The 17,372-nt window shown below is 56.0% G+C and carries 16 protein-coding genes; 7 read left to right on the top strand and 9 right to left on the bottom strand.

Going from position 1 to position 17,372, the window contains the following annotated elements:
* Nucleotides 1-1,152, bottom strand: a complete 1,152-nt coding sequence (locus tag GRI35_RS09575) for a bifunctional 2-C-methyl-D-erythritol 4-phosphate cytidylyltransferase/2-C-methyl-D-erythritol 2,4-cyclodiphosphate synthase (RefSeq protein ID WP_160613953.1) — start codon at nt 1,150-1,152, stop codon at nt 1-3.
* A gap of 75 nt (nt 1,153-1,227) precedes the next feature.
* Here GRI35_RS09575 and dusB point away from each other — a divergent pair, with 75 nt between their 5' ends.
* The 7 genes from dusB (at nt 1,228) to hflX (ending at nt 10,510) form a co-directional block, all read left to right on the top strand.
* On the top strand, nt 1,228-2,244 hold the full coding sequence (dusB, locus tag GRI35_RS09570) for a tRNA dihydrouridine synthase DusB (RefSeq protein ID WP_160613952.1): 1,017 nt from the start codon (nt 1,228-1,230) through the stop codon (nt 2,242-2,244).
* A 2-nt stretch (nt 2,245-2,246) separates the two neighbouring features.
* A complete protein-coding gene (locus GRI35_RS09565; protein WP_160613951.1) occupies nt 2,247-3,338 on the top strand; it encodes a two-component system sensor histidine kinase NtrB in 1,092 nt (363 codons plus the stop codon).
* Nucleotides 3,335-4,741: a sigma-54-dependent transcriptional regulator gene (locus tag GRI35_RS09560; protein WP_160613950.1), complete on the top strand. Its 1,407-nt coding sequence runs from the start codon at nt 3,335-3,337 to the stop codon at nt 4,739-4,741. Before GRI35_RS09565 ends, GRI35_RS09560 begins: the two co-directional genes overlap by 4 nt.
* A 92-nt stretch (nt 4,742-4,833) precedes the next feature.
* A complete protein-coding gene (locus GRI35_RS09555; protein ID WP_160613949.1) occupies nt 4,834-7,062 on the top strand; it encodes a sensor histidine kinase in 2,229 nt (742 codons plus the stop codon).
* Between the two features lie 40 nt (nt 7,063-7,102).
* Nucleotides 7,103-8,485, top strand: a complete 1,383-nt coding sequence (gene ntrX, locus GRI35_RS09550) for a nitrogen assimilation response regulator NtrX (RefSeq protein ID WP_160613948.1) — start codon at nt 7,103-7,105, stop codon at nt 8,483-8,485.
* Nucleotides 8,486-8,636: 151 nt separating this feature from the next.
* Complete coding sequence (gene hfq, locus GRI35_RS09545; protein WP_160613947.1) at nt 8,637-9,191, top strand: RNA chaperone Hfq; 555 nt, start codon at nt 8,637-8,639, stop codon at nt 9,189-9,191.
* A 17-nt stretch (nt 9,192-9,208) separates the two neighbouring features.
* Entirely contained in the window at nt 9,209-10,510 is a 1,302-nt protein-coding gene (hflX, locus tag GRI35_RS09540; RefSeq protein ID WP_160613946.1) for a GTPase HflX, read from the top strand.
* Nucleotides 10,511-10,520: 10 nt separating this feature from the next.
* Here hflX and mazG read toward each other — a convergent pair whose 3' ends face one another.
* The 8 genes from mazG to GRI35_RS09505 form a co-directional block, all read right to left on the bottom strand.
* Entirely contained in the window at nt 10,521-11,270 is a 750-nt protein-coding gene (gene mazG, locus GRI35_RS09535) for a nucleoside triphosphate pyrophosphohydrolase (RefSeq protein WP_160613945.1), read from the bottom strand.
* A gap of 76 nt (nt 11,271-11,346) precedes the next feature.
* On the bottom strand, nt 11,347-11,517 hold the full coding sequence (locus GRI35_RS13725) for a hypothetical protein (protein WP_202390539.1): 171 nt from the start codon (nt 11,515-11,517) through the stop codon (nt 11,347-11,349).
* Nucleotides 11,514-12,281 carry an MBL fold metallo-hydrolase gene (locus tag GRI35_RS09530; RefSeq protein WP_160613944.1) on the bottom strand — a complete coding sequence of 256 codons (768 nt, stop codon included), beginning with the start codon at nt 12,279-12,281 and terminating at the stop codon, nt 11,514-11,516. Before GRI35_RS09530 ends, GRI35_RS13725 begins: the two co-directional genes overlap by 4 nt.
* A complete protein-coding gene (locus GRI35_RS09525; RefSeq protein ID WP_160613943.1) occupies nt 12,278-13,054 on the bottom strand; it encodes a TatD family hydrolase in 777 nt (258 codons plus the stop codon). Before GRI35_RS09525 ends, GRI35_RS09530 begins: the two co-directional genes overlap by 4 nt.
* Nucleotides 13,048-14,616, bottom strand: a complete 1,569-nt coding sequence (gene metG, locus GRI35_RS09520) for a methionine--tRNA ligase (RefSeq protein ID WP_160613942.1) — start codon at nt 14,614-14,616, stop codon at nt 13,048-13,050. Before metG ends, GRI35_RS09525 begins: the two co-directional genes overlap by 7 nt.
* Nucleotides 14,609-15,571: a DNA polymerase III subunit delta' gene (locus tag GRI35_RS09515; protein WP_160613941.1), complete on the bottom strand. Its 963-nt coding sequence runs from the start codon at nt 15,569-15,571 to the stop codon at nt 14,609-14,611. Before GRI35_RS09515 ends, metG begins: the two co-directional genes overlap by 8 nt.
* A complete protein-coding gene (gene tmk, locus GRI35_RS09510; protein WP_160614840.1) occupies nt 15,568-16,206 on the bottom strand; it encodes a dTMP kinase in 639 nt (212 codons plus the stop codon). The genes GRI35_RS09515 and tmk overlap by 4 nt, the downstream gene beginning before the upstream one ends.
* Nucleotides 16,203-17,354, bottom strand: a complete 1,152-nt coding sequence (locus GRI35_RS09505) for a D-alanyl-D-alanine carboxypeptidase family protein (RefSeq protein WP_290258527.1) — start codon at nt 17,352-17,354, stop codon at nt 16,203-16,205. The genes tmk and GRI35_RS09505 overlap by 4 nt, the downstream gene beginning before the upstream one ends.
* Nucleotides 17,355-17,372 lie beyond the last annotated feature (18 nt).

Here is a 17,372-nt window from a genome sequence, read left to right as displayed (position 1 = left end):
TCACGCGTCCTTCAAAACTGTGGCGATTGCCTGCGCGGCGATGCCTTCACCGCGGCCGGTGAAACCCAAGCGCTCTGTGGTGGTTGCTTTGACGCTGACTTGCCATGTGTCAACGCCAAGGAGGGTGGCGATCATCTGTCGCATAGTGTTGCGGTGCGGCCCAATTTTTGGAGCTTCGCAAATAATTGTGAGATCGACATTGCCAACGCGGTATCCGGCGTCGGTGACCAGATTTGCCGCATGTTCGACGAATTTGCCGGATGAAACGCCCTTCCACTGTGCATCGCTTGGTGGGAAATGATCGCCAATATCGCCCGCTCCAACCGCGCCTAGGAGAGCATCCACCAGCGCGTGCAGTGCTACGTCAGCGTCGCTGTGACCGGAGAGACCTTTGTCATGCTCGATCTTGAGACCGGCGAGCCATAGCTCTTCGCCAGCGACGAGACGGTGCACATCGTATCCCATACCGGTTCGGACGGGCGGAATATCAGTCATAAAGTCCTCTGCGAAAGTGAGTTTTTTGAGCGCTTCGTCACCATGGACATGGGCAACTTTGCCACCCGCTGCGAGTAATATCTGAGCATCATCACCGGCATTGGCTTCGCTATGCCACTCGTTGTGCGCACCAATGATCGCCTCGTAATGAAACGCTTGCGGCGTCTGGACGCGGCGAAGCGTTTCCCGATCGGCGGAACCTGCCATTATGCCAGCAGCATCTACCGCAAGGCTATCGACCACAGGGAGAACGGGAACGGCACCTTGATGCGACCCAAGAGCCGCCAATAACCGCGCAATTACTGGATCGCTCAGAGCTGGTCGAGCGGCGTCATGGATCAGAACCTGTTTGGTATTGACCGCGTCCAGTGCCTCAAGCGCGAGACGCACTGATTTCTGGCGGGTCGCACCGCCGGTTACGAGCTGGATATTCTTAAGTCCGACCAGAGCGTCGTTTGCAATCTCATCAGCGCCTTCGGGGATGGCAACAATGATCGGCTCCGCTCCGGCGGCGGCAAATGCCTCCGCAGAGTGCCGAACAACAGGTTTCCCGCGCCAATTGGCGAACTGTTTAGGCAGAGGTTGTCCGGCGCGAACGCCTTTGCCTGCAGCGACGATAATCGCTGCGAAAGCGGGAAGGGAAGGAGTATCCGCCATAGGCCCTCGCGCTAGCTGCTTGCGCCCGATGCTGCAATGCACTATGCGCTGCCTAAATTTTAGGCATGTGAGTAAATGAGCGCGCTTCCAACTGCACCGACGTTGAAACCGATCAAGATCGGACCCGTCCGTATCGACTGTCCGGTCGTGCTCGCGCCCATGACTGGCGTGACCGATCTGCCGTTCCGCACGCTCGTGCGTCGTTATGGTTCTGGCCTCAACGTCACCGAGATGATCGCTAGCCAAGCTGCCATTCGTGAAACACGTCAATCAGTGCAAAAAGCTGCCTGGGACCAGATTGAAGAGCCGGTTTCGATGCAGCTTGTCGGCTGTGATCCGGTGTCGATGGGGGAGGCGGCGCGTCTCAACGAGGATCGCGGCGCGGCGATTATCGATATTAATTTCGGTTGCCCGGTTCGCAAAGTGACCAACGGTATGGCGGGTTCAGCTCTGATGCGTGAAATCCCGCTTGCGACCAAGCTGATGGAAGAAACAGTCAAGGCGGTCTCTGTTCCGGTGACGGTGAAGATGCGGATGGGGTGGGACCACGCCAGCCTCAACGCTCCAGAGCTCGCGCATATTGCCGAGGATCTTGGCGTTAAGATGATCACCGTTCACGGGCGGACCCGAAACCAAATGTATAAAGGCTCAGCCGATTGGAGCTTTATCAGCAAGGTGAAGGCCGCGGTTAACATCCCGGTGATCGTCAATGGCGACATTTGCGGGATTGAGGACACGGCCGAGGCGCTGGAGCAATCCGGTGCCGATGGTGTGATGATCGGGCGGGGGGCTTACGGAAAGCCATGGCTGCTTGGTCAGGTAATGCACTGGCTGCAGACCGGCGAGCGTCTGGATAGTCCGAGCTTCGACGAGCAGTATGAAGTGCTGGTCGAGCATTATAGAGGTATGCTGGCGCATTATGGTCGCGAGGTCGGCTCCAAAGTCGCTCGAAAGCATTTGGGCTGGTACACCAAGGGTATGCACGGCTCTGCCGAGTTTCGTAACCACGTCAATTTTATCGATGATCCGGAACAAGTGCTGGGCGAGTTGGAGCGGTTTTATACGCCCTTTATGAACCGCCGCGCAGCCTGATCATGGCAGACGAGCGGTCCGATACGCGACCCAACGCGCGGGCGCAGATATCTGGTTTCATCTTTGCGATGCTGTTGCTCGACGATGATCTGGTTGTTGCCGAAGCCAACCACGCCGCTGAAGATATACTCGGGCGAAGCGCCAAACGCTTGGTTGGCTCGAAACTGGCCGATCTTATCGACCTGTCTGAGAGCGGTGTTGCAGGCAGGCTCGACGATCAGGACGCGCAACTGGTTGCGCGCGGCGTGCCCGCATTGATTGGCGAACAATCGCGCGTCCTCAACATCACTATCTCGCCTCTGCCAAGCCATCCAGGCTGGCGTGTACTGACGCTGTCCGATGCCGGGCAAGACGACATGAAATCGTCCGATGAACCCGATGCTTCCCTGAAAGCACCCGCCATATTGGCGCATGAAATCAAGAACCCGCTCGCAGCAATTCGTGGTGCCAGCCAGCTTGTCGCGCGCAAGCTGGACGAGAAGGACCGCGGGCTCACTACGATTATCTCGGATGAAGTCGACCGGATTGCAGGCCTCATTGACCGGATGCAGGAGCTGGGCAGCAAGAGCTCTGAACCCGTGGAAGCGATCAATCTGCACCATTCGGTCCGTAATGCTATGGCCAGTGTACGGGCGGCGGCGAAGGATAGGGCGGAGTTGATTGAAGAGTTCGACCCGTCACTGCCCGAAGTTTCGGCAAGCGGAGCATCGCTTGAACAAGTTCTGATCAATCTGTTGAGCAATGCGGTCGATGCCTGTGCTGGTCAGGAAGCGCCGAGAGTTACGGTCCGCACACGGTTTGTCAGCGGACTTGCATCCAATGTTTTTCGTCTCAGCCGGTCGGTGCGATTGCCGATTGAAGTGTCGGTTGTCGACAACGGCTCCGGCTTGGACGAGAGCTTAGGCGATCATATTTTCGAACCTTTCGTCACGTCCAAGCCTAACGGGCAGGGACTTGGTCTTGCTTTGGTCAAGAAGCTGGTCACGGATATGGGCGGCCGTGTGAGCTGCAAGCGAGACGATGCCGCCGGCGAAACCATCTTTCGCCTGCATCTGGCCGTGGCCGAAAGAGCGCAGAATAGGAATATGTCATGAGCCAAATTTTGTTGGTCGAAGATGACAGCGCAATTGCGACCGTTGTCAGGGCTGCTCTTGAAGAAGAGGGCTTTGAAATCACACATTGCACCAGTATCGCCGAACGCGATGCCGCGCTGACGGCGCAAACATACGCTGCAATGCTGACGGATATCATGCTAACCGATGGCGACGGTATCGAAAGCCTGCCTTCCGTCCAGCAGGCACATGGCGATATGCCGATCATTATCCTGTCAGCACAAAACACGCTGGATACCGCCGTCAGAGCAACCGAGACAGGGGCTTTCGAGTATTTTCCCAAGCCTTTCGACCTGGAAGAACTGGTTCGTGCGGTCATTCAGGCGGTTGCGTCTGATTCAGATGGTTCGGTCGATCTGGGTGAGACTGGCGATGGTCTTCCACTGGTTGGCCGCAGTCAGGCGATGCAGGGCGTGTACCGGATGATTACCCGTGTTCTGCGGAACGATCTAACCGTCCTGATCCTTGGTGAATCCGGAACCGGCAAAGAGCTGGTTGCTGAAGCTATCCATGAACTCGGCCATCGTAAGACAGGTCCATTCGTGGCGGTTAACGCGGCAGCGATCCCGGCTGATCTTATCGAAAGCGAACTGTTCGGCCACGAGAAAGGCGCTTTCACCGGAGCAGTGGCGCAGGCGATAGGTAAGTTTGAGCAAGCCAATGGCGGCACGCTGTTTCTCGACGAGATTGGCGATATGCCATTGGATGCGCAAACCCGGCTTTTGCGGGCGCTGCAATCAGGGCGCATCCGCAGGGTGGGCGGGCGTCAGGAAATCGCCATTGATGTGCGGATCGTTGCAGCTACCAACCGTGACCTTAAACCTATGATTGCTGCCGGTTCATTCCGAGAGGATTTGTTCTATCGGCTGAATGTGGTTCCAATTGAATTGCCGCCATTGCGTGAGCGGCGCGACGATATCGAGGCATTGGCAAACCACTTCCTAAAACTGGCCACTACCGAAGGGCTGCCAGCCCGCCAGATTGATGCAGGCGCGCTAAAATTGCTCACCCGGCACGATTGGCCGGGGAATGTGCGCGAACTGCGCAATATGATGTACCGGCTCATCGTTTTGGCGCGAGACGAGACGATTGACCGGGCCAGCGTGGCCGAAATTCTAGACCAAGCGATTGCACCACTAGTTGACCGCGAACGTGGCGGTTTCGCTACGGTCCTGCGTGGATGGCTTGAGATTGCCAATCCAGCTGAAGGAACCGTCTTTCATGCTGCACAGGCGGCGTTTGAAAGGCCGCTGTTTGAATGGGCTTTGCAAAAGACCGACGGTAATCAGCTAAAGGCGTCAAAGCTGCTCGGTATAAACCGAAACACTTTGCGCAAACGGATCGTCGATCTGGAGATAGATCCTACTGTTTACGCTCGCAACTAGTGTGATCTCGCCATTGCAACGGCGCACCGGCGCCTCGCTTCGTCGATTTAGTTCTTGCATTTTTGCAACAGTACCGTTGTAACAATACAACGATGGACGGATCGGCCCTGACCATACCTCGAAAGAGTCCAAGATTGTGGCGGCGCTTCGTCGTTGCATCGCGGCGGGCAAATTTCTTCCTCGTCTTGGAAATCGCTGCCGTACTTGCCTTCGTCACAATGGCGATCGCGACCTATTTTGCGTTTAGCAACGCCCCACCGGATGGTCGGTTGCTTCCATCAGGGCAAGTTGCGACTTTGCTGATCGGCACACTTTTGCCAGCGATGGGGTTACTGGTGCTGTTTGGCAGACGAATGGCGATACGGCGTGCAGAGGGCAGCACCGCACGGCTCCATACCCGTCTAGTTTTCTTCTTCTCCATGGTGGCCGCGGTTCCAACACTCCTGGTTGCTGCATTCGCTGCAGTATTGTTCCAGTCAGGCGTCGACTTCTGGTTCTCGGACAATTCGCGCGGGCTGATGCAAAACGCGAACGAGCTCGCGCAGGGGTATTATGAGCAGAACCAGGTTCAGGTGCGTGACCATACCGTGACGATGGCCGACGACCTTCGCGCCTATCTCAGTGCATCCAACATTTCTGATGACGATTTTGTCGATTGGTACAATTTCCAGATGCAGGGCCGCGAGTTGAATGAAACCGCTATCTTGCAACGGGTCCCCGACGGCACATTTCGTACCGCAATCGTAATCAATCTGGATGAGGACAATCTACCCGCTGATTATGCAGGGTCAGTTTCCAGCCGTCTTGATCAAGGCGAGGCGGTTGTTGTTTCGGCCGACGCAGAGCGGATTGAAGCACTGACGGCCATCGACGAAGACAGCGGGATATATCTCTACAACGCGCGCAATTCCGAAGACAGCCGTTTTCAGCAGTGGGAACGCGCGAAATCCATCTCAACAGCTTATGACACACTGACTTCGCGCGCGCGGGCATTGCAGCTGCGGTTTAATCTTGCTTTGTTCTTCGTGTCTCTTGCTCTCGTTGGTTTGGCTGTTTGGTTTGCGCTGCGTTTCGCCGATCGACAGGTCGAACCACTGACTGATTTGGTCGCGGCGGCCCGAAAAGTTGGCGCGGGTAACTTCGCTTTGCGTGTTGAAGGGCGGACAGGTGCTGATGAGATCGGAATGCTCAACCGGGCGTTCAACAGAATGACTTCCCAGATCGAGAAACAGACGGCAGATTTGGTTGGCGCAAATGAACAGCTGGATCAGCGCCGCGGATTCATGGAGACGCTGCTTGAGTCGACCTCCGCCGGAATTATCTCGACCGACAAAGACGGTCGGATATTACTGATGAACAGCACCGCGCAGGATGTGTTGTTGACCGATGGACACAGCGATCGCTCCGGATCGCAATTGCGCGATATGGCGCCGGAAATATCCGACTTGGTCGAGGCTAAGCTTTCGAGCGGGATTATCAGCTACAATCGTGATGGAGAGCTGCTAACTCTGGCGGTGAAATTGACTGAAACCGCTGGCGCGATGGTGATCACTTTTGAAGACATCACGCGGCAATTGCTCGATCAACGGCGTGCAGCATGGTCGGACGTCGCGCGCCGTATCGCGCATGAAATCAAGAACCCGTTGACGCCGATTCAGCTTGCAACCGAAAGATTGAAGCGCCGCTACCGGCGCCAGATCGAAAGCGACGGGGAATTGTTCGATGATTTGACCAACACCATCGTTCGGCAGGTGGCACAGCTTCGCACGATGGTGGATGAGTTTTCATCCTTCGCGCGCTTGCCGAAACCGGTGTTCCGGGTAGAAGATGCGCTAGACCTCGTGAGGCAGTCTCTGTTCCTGCAAGAAGTCGCCCATCCGGGTGTCGATTTCAACATCACAAGTACTGCTCAATCTCCGGTGTCGATGGCCTGCGACCGGCACCAGATCGGCCAGGCGATGACCAACATTCTGAAGAACGCGGTCGAAGCGGTGGAGGCGAAGGCGGCAGCTTCGGAACCGGATTTCCGGGGCAAGATCACTGTCGAGCTGGCGGCTGACGAAGACAACGTCACGGTCGAAGTGCAGGACAACGGTGTGGGTCTTCCGAAAGACCGCGACCGTATCGTCGAACCCTATATGACCACCCGCGATAAAGGCACGGGATTAGGCCTCGCGATCGTCAACAAGATCATCGAGGAACATGGCGGCGAGATAAACTTCGCTTCGACAGAAAGTGGAGGGACCAAAGTCACAGTTCGGTTCGCACGCGACCCCCTGGTTGACGATGGGCAGGACGATCTGTCGGGGGATTCCGAATGACTCACACCAAACAGCATTTAGCGGGAAAGGAAGCAGCGCAATGGCGCTAGATATCCTCGTAGTCGATGATGAACGCGATATTCGCGACCTCGTATCGGGAGTTCTCAGTGATGAGGGCTATGACTGCCGAACCGCGGGCGATAGCACATCGGCCTTGGCCGCCATCGACGAGCGCCGGCCAAGCCTAGTGCTGCTCGATGTCTGGTTGCACGGCAGCCAGATGGATGGCTTGGAAGTGCTTGATGCAATCAAGCAACGCGAGCCTGAACTGCCAGTCATCATATTCTCGGGCCATGGCAACATCGACACGGCAGTGTCTGCAGTCAGTCGGGGCGCGATGGACTTTATCGAAAAACCGTTCGAGGCCGAGCGACTGCTGCTTCTGGTTGGTCGTGCGACCGAGACCGAGCGCTTGCGGCGGGAGAATGACCGCCTGCGTAAAGGTTTTGCTCGCGGCGAGGAATTTACCGGCAACTCGACCGCGATCAATCAGGTGCGCGCTACTTTGAAGCGCGTTGCCAGCACTGGTAGCCGGGTGCTGATCACGGGCCCTGCTGGTGCAGGTAAAGAGGTCGCGGCACGACTGCTGCATAGCTGGAGCGCACGCGCCGAGAACGCGTTTGTAATAGTCAACTCCGCGCGAATTACGCCTGAGCGGTTCGAGCAGGAGCTGTTTGGTGAAGAATCCAACGGTAAAATGATCCGCCCGGGGCTGCTGGAGTTGGCTGACGGCGGGACACTGTATCTCGATGAAGTGGCAGATATGCCGCTCTCGACGCAGGCTCGCATTCTGCGCGTGCTGACCGAACAGAGCTTTGTCAGGGTAGGGGGCTCGCGGCAAGTTGGCGTGGATGTTCGTGTGGTGTCTTCCACCGCGAAGGATCTCGAACTTGAGATGGAGGAGAAGCGTTTTCGCGAAGACCTTTTTTACCGCCTGAACGTGGTTCCCGTAACTATTCCATCTCTCTCGGAACGCCGTGATGATATTCCGGCCTTGGCGGAACATTTCTTCACTCGCCATGCCGCTGAACAGGGCATACCCGCTCCGAATATCTCAGAAGAAGCACTTGCGGCGCTGCAATCGTATGATTGGCCCGGTAATGTGCGCCAGCTGCGCAATGTAGTCGAGCGGACGATCATCCTGACGCCGCGCGAGGAATTGCAAACGGTCGAACCCTCTATGCTTCCTAGTGAAGTGACTGGTGGTAAGCTTGGTGGTGGTGGCGGTATTGCGGCGCTTATGGGCGTACCGCTGCGTGAGGCACGTGAGACATTTGAACGCGAATATCTGAGTATCCAGATCCGCCGTTTCTCCGGCAATATCTCCAAAACTGCGAGCTTTATCGGGATGGAGCGATCAGCGCTGCACCGTAAGCTTAAACTGCTCGGGATGGGTGATCGCAAGAATAATGACGCAAGCTGAAATCTTTTGTCATTTAGCGGTCGTGTTTTTCCAATTGTAAATCAGCTAGTGAGACCATAGCTTGTAATTGAAGGTCGGCGCGTGTGGCCCCCAATTTTCCATGCGCGATATTGCTCATGGAATAATCCATGCGCCAATAATGGAGAAAATAATGTCCGAAGGACGCACCCTTTCCGCGCGTGTGACAGCGAAGAAGGCGGAACCGGAATCTGCGAAGTCATCGAAGGCTGCAAATCAGGCGAATTTGCAGGATGCCTTTCTGAATCTGCTGCGGAAGAACAAGATTCCCGTCACGATGTTTCTCGTAAAAGGTGTTAAACTTCAAGGCATTGTCACTTGGTTCGATAATTTCTCGATCCTGCTACGCCGTGATGGACAGACGCAGCTTGTATATAAGCATGCGATTTCTACTATCATGCCCGGGCAGCCGATGGATGCGAGTCAGTTTTCGAGCACTGAAAGCAACCGTAAACAGCGCCTACTTCAGGATGTGTTCTTGAGTAGCGTTCGCGACGAAGATGCACAGGTGACCATGTTCTTGGTCAATGGTGTCATGTTGCAGGGATCGATCGCTGCATATGATCTTTTCTGTATGCTGCTGGAGCGCGATGGTTTTGTTCAGCTCGCTTACAAGCACGCCGTGTCGACAATCCAGCCCGACAAACCAGTCGACCTTTCGGGTGACTGGGAAGGTGAAGACGACTGAGTTTCGACGATGATCTGATGGGCGAAGTCTCGCGCGGGGCGCGGGCTGTCGTCGTGTGTCCGGATATCCGGTCGCAACGCTACGATCTCGATGCCGAGGCGCGGCTTGAGGAAGCGTGCGGCCTGGCGCTAGCCATCGGTATTGAAGTCGTGACGTCACAAATCCTTCCAGTTCGCGACGTTAAACCGAACACTTTGTTTGGATCGGGGCAAGTCGACAACATTCAGGCAGCTTGCGAACTGGAAGAAGCGGAACTGGTGGTTGTCGATGGCGCATTGTCGCCGATACAGCAGCGCAATCTGGAAGATCGACTGAAGCGAAAAGTCATCGACCGGACGGGGCTCATTCTCGAAATTTTTGGAGAGCGTGCGGCTACGGCTGAGGGGCGGCTTCAGGTTGAGCTTGCCCATCTGGACTACCAGCAAAGCCGCCTTGTCCGCAGTTGGACCCACCTTGAGCGGCAACGCGGCGGTTTCGGCTTTCTTGGCGGCCCGGGCGAGACACAGATCGAGGCCGATCGGCGGATGATCCGGCAACGGATGGGCCGCCTGCGCAAAGAACTTGAGCAAGTTCGCAAGACCCGCGCACTCCATCGTGAACGGCGGGGAAGGGCGCCTTGGCCAATAATTGCTCTCGTCGGCTACACGAATGCGGGTAAGTCGACGCTGTTTAACACGCTAACCGGCGCAGAAGTGATGGCGGAGGATTTGCTGTTCGCCACGCTGGACCCAACGATGCGGGCTGTGCGGTTACCAGGCGTCGAAAAGGCTATTCTGTCGGATACCGTCGGCTTCATTTCCGATTTGCCTACACAGCTGGTTGCCGCGTTTCGCGCTACATTGGAAGAGGTTACCGCCGCAGATGTTATCGTGCATGTGCGTGATATGTCCAACCCGTCTGCTGCAGCCCAGAAGAGCCAGGTGCTCGGCGTGCTGACTGATTTGGGCGTCATTGATGGGGAGGACGGCGTATCACACATTCCGATTGTCGAAGCCTGGAACAAGTGGGATTTGCTCGACACCGACAAACGCGCGGAACTTGCCGAACTCGCCGCGAATGATGAACTGGTGATCCCTATCTCTGCAATCTCGGGTGAGGGCCTCGATGAGTTCGTGACCGAGATTGATGATCTGCTGACTGCCGGTGCGCGCGAATACCATTTGGTGCTATCAGCGGCAGAGGGGCAGAAAATCGCTTGGCTTCATGCGCATGGCAATGTGCTCAACGAGCAAGATGCGGGTGAGGGTGAGGACGGCCCACTTCGTGCAATCGACGTGAAGTTAACTGCGAAAGAATTCGGCCGGTTCGACAGTCTTTGAGAATAGGGCCTTATTCGGTCTTTTTGACGTCCTGCCAAAGTTGCTCTTGCTCGTCCAAAGACAAGTCGTTGAACGTTCCGGCTGCGCGATCCTCCATTGCTCGGAAGCGCCGCTCGAACTTTAAATTCGCCTCTCGCAAGGCATCTTCCGGCGCAATTCCATACGCGCGTACCAGATTGACCGCAGCGAAAAGTAGATCGCCGGCTTCCTCCAATTTTTTATCGTCAGCTGCCTCGGCAAGCTCTTTTGCTTCTTCGGCGACTTTGGCGGCCGGTCCGTCAGTATCCGGCCAATCAAATCCGGTCCTCGCGGCGCGTTTTTGAAGTTTTTCGGCGCGGAGCAGGGCAGGGAGAGCCTTCGCAACGCCGTCCATCGCGCTGGTGGCGCCCTTCTCTGTGCGCTCAGCCTCCTTTAGCGTTTCCCAGCGGAGTTCGCCCATCTGGCCACCTTCATTGCCAAATATATGCGGGTGCCGCGCCTCCATTTTGTCCGAGATTGACCGCGCGACATCGTCAAAGCCGAACAAATCGAGTTCCTCGGCCATACGCGCATGGAACACGACTTGCAGCAGCAGATCGCCGAGCTCGTCGCGCAGGTCGTCCATCGCATTACGCTCAATCGCGTCCGCGACTTCGTACGCTTCTTCAATGGTGTAGGGCACAATGCTGGCGAAGTTTTGTGCGAGATCCCACTCGCAGCCCGCATCGGGGTCGCGCAAGGTCGCCATAATATGGAGGAGGCGGGAGAGTTGCTCTGTCATCTTCTGGTATCAGATGGAATGATAATATATATTATGTTAAATAATGAACCCGACTGTGTGAGGTGCGTTTGGGCCCTCACGTCCCGAACAAACTGAATAACAGTGCCCCCGCGGTGAAAATCGAAGCCCAGATCAGCGCGTAGAGCAAACTCGTTTTCCAACTGAGCCGGTACGCCGCAAGCGCGCTGACCAATAGCAACAGCGCACCGAACGCCCAGATGATGTGGATCCACTGAAACTGGCTCATGCTACGATCTCCAATCCGTCATAACCTACAATGACGTTCTCCGGCACTTCATTGACCAAAGTGGCATAATCCATGGATTTGTCGAGATGGCTCAGCACGGTTGTGCCTGCATTGGTGCGTTCTCCAAGCTCAATCGCCATCGCCAAATGTGCATGGGTTGGATGCGGATCGCGCCTCAGACAATCCGTAACAAGAATATCTGTGCCGTCGAGCAGATCGATCATTTCATCCGTAATCGCACTAAAGTCAGTCGCATAGGAGATGGATTTACCATCAGCGTCGAACCGGAATGCGGTGGATTGCGTCGGACCATGCGGCATCTGACACCATTCAACGCCAAATCCGGCGCACATTCGCATGTGGTCGAGCGTATCGAGCTTCACGATGGTCGGATAGCCATGTTGGCCAGCAAAGACATAATCGAAACGCTGGCGAAGTCGCCTGACTGTTTCAGCCGATCCGTAGCCTGGTAACGCATCTTTTCGGCCGTATCTGAGTACCCGCAGATCATCGATGCCGTGGCAGTGATCTGCATGGTCATGCGTCCAGAAGACGCCATCGATGCGGTCGATATTATTGGCTAGAAACTGCTGCCGCATATCGGTGGAAGTATCTATAACTAAACGATTTCCATCATTGCTTTCGACAAGAATGGACACGCGTGTGCGCCGATTTTTGGGTTCTTTGGGGTCGCATTCACCCCAGTCATCGCCGATCCTCGGAACACCGGTTGATGTTCCGGAGCCGAGCATGATGACTTTCACGCCGCAGCTTTCGAAAACAGCTTAAAGAAGTTTGACGTCGTGGTTGCCGCCAGTTCTTCAACCGTGACGCCGCGAAGTTCGGACACGAATTCAGCCGTATTCCGCACGAATGCAGGCTCGCAGGTTTTGCCGCGATGCGGAACCGGCGCAAGAAACGGACTGTCAGTCTCCACCAATATCCGATCTTCAGGCAATTCTGCCGCAATTTCCTGAAGCTCCTTGGCGTTCTTAAACGTAACAATGCCGGAAAGCGAGATTGTCAGGCCCAGATCAAGCACCTTGCGGCCAAACTCGGATGACGCCGTGAAGCAGTGGATCAGGGCGGGGAAGGCCCCCTTCCCCAGCTCATCCTCCAAGATTGCTGCGGTATCATCTTCTGCATCGCGCGTGTGAATAATTACTGGCAGCCCGGTCTCGCGGGCCACAGTGATGTGCAGGCGGAAAAGATCCTGCTGCACCTGCCGGTCAGATTTGTCGTAGTAATAGTCGAGCCCAGTCTCGCCGATGGCAATGACGCGGGGATGCTTCACCGCCTCCCGCAAGGCATCGATACCCAGATCGGCGTGATCATCGGCATGATGCGGGTGAATTCCCACGCTGGCCCACACGTCCTTTTCACGAGCTGCAGTGCCCATGACCTGACCCCACTCGCTTTGCTTGGTCGAGATGTTAAGAAACCCTTGGACACCAGCACTGCGAGCCCGGTCGAGCACCGCATCTTGCTCCTCGATCAAGCCGTCATATTCCAAGTGACAATGACTATCGATCAGCATTGCGCGGCCTCCTCTGCCGGCATGTCGAGCCGGGGGAAAACGCCCTCAGGCTTTTCTAGTGGTGCGGCAGTCGCCACACGACGGTCGAACCAGTCGGAATCAGTCAGATTGCCATAGTCTCGTTCATCAGCCGGGATGCCCAATTGATCGAGCAATGTGTTGCTAGCTGCGGGCACAACCGGTCTCACGGTAATGGCCAGGACACGCACTTGCTTGAACAGGGTGAGCAATACTGCTTTCATCCGCTCGGGATCGGTTTTTCTCAATGTCCATGGCGCTTGATCGTCGACATATTGGTTGCAGGCGAACACGCCTTTCATCCATGCATCGAGGCCATCGCTGAACGCGAGGTCAGCAAACTTGCTCTGCAAATCCGCGCACGCACCATGCACGAGCTTTTCCAGCTCGATATCGCCATCGGACGGGGTGAAGTCCGCTGTAAGAACCCCATCCATATTCTTGAAAATCATCGACAAAGTGCGCTGCGCAAGGTTGCCAAAGCTGTTTGCTAGCTCTGCATTGCAGCGGGTCACAATCGCTTCAGGCGAATAGCTTCCATCTTGCCCGAATGCGACTTCGCGCATCAGAAAATAGCGCAGATTGTCGACACCGAACTGTTCCGCAAGAGCAATAGGATCGGTCACATTGCCGAGCGTCTTGGACTCTTTCACGCCGCGGTTGAGCAGGAAACCGTGCCCGAATACCTGCTTGGGCAATGGCAAATCGGCACTCATCAAGAACGCCGGCCAATAGATCGTGTGAAACCGAACGATATCTTTGCCGATCAAGTGCAGATTGGCGGGCCAAAATTTGGCCATGTCGCCATTCATATTGGGATAACCGAGGCCAGTGAGATAGTTGGTCAACGCGTCGACCCAGACATACATCACATGCCCGTCCGAACCGGGCACTTTCACGCCCCAATCGAAGCTGGTGCGCGAGATTGAGAGGTCGCGCAAACCGCCTTCGACGAAGGCAATCATCTCATTGCGGCGACTGTCAGGCTGGAGAAACTCAGGTGTCTCCTTAAATAGCTTCAGCAACGCGTCCTGATATTTGGACAGGCGGAAGAACCAGCTTTCCTCGACTGTCCACTCGACAGGGGTGCCCTGCGGCGAAAGTTTCTCACCACTCTCGCCCCCGATCAGCTCTTTTTCGTCATAATAGGCTTCATCGCGGACTGAATACCAGCCCTCATAGCGATCCAGATACAGATCGCCTTTGGCCTCCATCGCCTTCCAGATTGCTTGGCTGGCCGTGTGGTGATCATCCTCTACCGTACGAATGAAACGGTCATGGCTGACATTCAAAGTCGCGCACATCTCTTGGAAATAGCCGGACATTTCGTCAGCTAGCTCGCGCGCGGTCTTACCCTGCTCCTCCGCTTTGCGTGCCATTTTCAGACCATGCTCGTCGGTTCCGGTTTGGAATCGGACATTGCGGCCTTGCGCGCGCTGGAACCTCGCGATGACATCAGCGGCAATCGCCTCATAGGCGTGACCGATATGCGGGCGTCCATTGGGATAGGAAATCGCGGTGGTGATATAGTAGGGTTCAGACATTGGCCCGCTCCCTATTCGGCGCGGCGGAGGCAAGCAAGGTACCAATTTCTGCCACCAGTAATCCTGCATCGAAATTGAAGGTCGGTGCTTGGCCGGTCAGCTTGACCAATTCGGCATGTGCATCGACAATTGCGGGATAGTTCGCGCGTGAAGCCTGATCGACAGCCCCCGAAACAACCGAGCGTGCGAGATCCAGTGTCGCCTGAATCCGCTCTCTATTGGGCCTCGCTCCGATAGCGTCGGCAAGTCTGCCGCGAAGCATGAAATCGGGGTCACCCTGCGCGATGATATCTTGCATGAGCTTGAACAAAGGGCCGAGATCGCGCTCGACAAAATCGAGTGCGGCACCAGGGGAGCCATTGGCCGCAACAATCGCAGCGTGTTGAGTAGCTGGCTCCGTGTCCGGCGCCTGAGCGGATAACAGCCTCGCCATGTCGTCGTCATTAATCGTCGGAAAACGCACAATCCGGCATCGCGAACGGATGGTGGGCAGTAAACGCGCCGGTCGATGCGTGACGAGCAGAAAATAGGTGCCGATTGGCGGTTCTTCGAGGCTTTTGAGCAGAGCGTTGGATGCACCTTTCTCCAGATCATCTGATGGATCGATAATGATTGCCCGGCGCGATCCCAACGTTGGTCTGGTGTTCAGACGCTGCTGCATTGCGCGAATCTGGCTTACCGCAATATTGCGTTTGGTTTCGTAGGGCTTGCCGTCGGCGCGCTTTTTGTCTTCCTTATCGTCCTTGGGAAGACGATTCAAAACGATGATGTCGGGATGATGGCTGTCCGGCTGCGGCAGGCCATCCTCCGCCACAAGCTCACGTGCCGCTGCCATCGCAAAGCGCATCTTCCCTAGTCCACGTTTTCCAGCGAGCATCCATGCGTGATGCATACGCTCACCCGCAAGCGCCTCGCGCCATTGCTGCCAAGGCGTTTCGTGGCCGAGCATTGTCATGTTTGTGCACCCAACAGAGGTTCCAGAACGGCCAGTACGCGCTGATGCACATCCTTAGCCGTTCCATCGCCATCTATTTCGAAGAACCGGTCAGGCTCGCTTTTCGCTAGGTTGAGGAATGTTGATGCGACTTCGGCATGGTATTCCGCACTTCGCCCGCCAATAGCGTCGGAAGTATCACCGTCACGCTCAGCAAGACGCGCAGCGATAGTTGCGGGCGGGACACTGATCAATATCGTCAGATCGGGGCGTAATCCGTCGCTGCCTACTTCATGCAAGGATAGGACTGCATTGTCGCCGACACCCCCTGCCCCTCCCTGGTACGCGCGACTGGAGTCGAGGAAGCGGTCACAAATTACCCATTTATCGGCCGCGATGCCGGGTCTAATCAGCTTCTCGACATGGTCTGATCGTGCAGCCGCAAACAGCAACGCCTCGGCGCGTGCGCCCCAGCCTTCCCCCGGCGGATCGAGCAACAGGCTGCGAATGGCTTCGGCGCCTGCAGTACCGCCTGGCTCGCGCGTCAGAACAGTGCTGATACCTTTGCTTTGCAAATATTCGGTGAGCAGACGGGCCTGAGTGGATTTGCCGGTCCCCTCCCCTCCCTCAAACGCGATGAATTTGCCTGCCATTATCCGAACCAATTCTCAAACGCATTGGCGATCCGCCTAAATGGACCGGCCTCAGCCACATCTTCGGATGCAACCAATGGAACGCGCGCGCTCGGTGATCCGGCAACATCGATCTGCAAATGCGCCACAACTTCTCCTACCGCAATCGGTGCCTGAAGCGGCCCTTCGTAATGAATGGCGATCGAAGCTAGCTCATTCGAGCCCTTGGGTATCGCCAGATTAATCCGGCTTGCCGCTTCTACATTGACGTTGCCCTGCGCACCATTCTGTACGCGTATCGACCCGATTTGGGCACCGTTATCGAATAGCAGCCGGCGGTCAAAACTATCGAACCCCCAATTCATAAGATCGCGCGCCATTTTTGCGCGCTGTTCCTCGGTTTCGACAGCGCCCAATACCATAATCAGCCGCGTCCCGTCGCGTTCTGCGCTTCCAAGAAAACCATGACCTGCCTGCCCGGTATAACCGGTCTTGATCCCGTCTGCCCCGGGTAAAACGCCGGAAATAGGATCATGATTGGCTTGTGCGAAGCCATTGTGACGCAAACCCTCTTTACCGAAATATTGGGCGTACAGCTCGGGATGACGGGTGACGAGGGCGCTAGCGAGCTTCGCCAAATCATTGGCCGTGGTGAACGTCTTGCCCTCGTCCGGCCAGCCATTGGGCGTGGCGAAATGGCTTTGTGTCATGCCAAGATCACGCGCGGCTGCATTCATCCGTGCGACCCAATCGTCGATTGAGCCAGCAGCACCTTCAGCCAAAACTGTGCTTGCATCATTTGCTGATACCGATGCCATTCCGCGCAGGAGCAGATCAACGCTCACTTCCTCGCCCGGTTCAAGGAACATGGTAGAACCCGTACGGTACCAATCGTCAGCAACGCCCTCACTCATGGTGAAGGTCTGATCGCTGCGAATTTCTCCCGCTTTCAGCATCTCGAACGCGACGAAAATGCTCATCACTTTGGTGATGGATGCAGGAATAAAGCGCCGATCAGCGCTGTCGGCGTGTAAGGTTTGTCCAGATTGCAGGTCAACCAGCAACGATACCGGTGCGCCATCTGTAATGATTTCAGCTTCGGTTACGCATGCGCTCGATGCCGTCGAAACAAGCACCACACAGGCTGCAACATTGGCTAGAAACCGTTTCACGTAAGCTCCCGCGCCGGG

The sequence above is a fragment of the Pontixanthobacter aestiaquae genome, assembly GCF_009827455.1.
GTDB classification, from domain to species: Bacteria; Pseudomonadota; Alphaproteobacteria; order Sphingomonadales; family Sphingomonadaceae; genus Pontixanthobacter; species Pontixanthobacter aestiaquae.
Note: the sequence above shows the minus strand (reverse complement) of the source record. Positions and strands in the feature narration are given on the sequence as shown.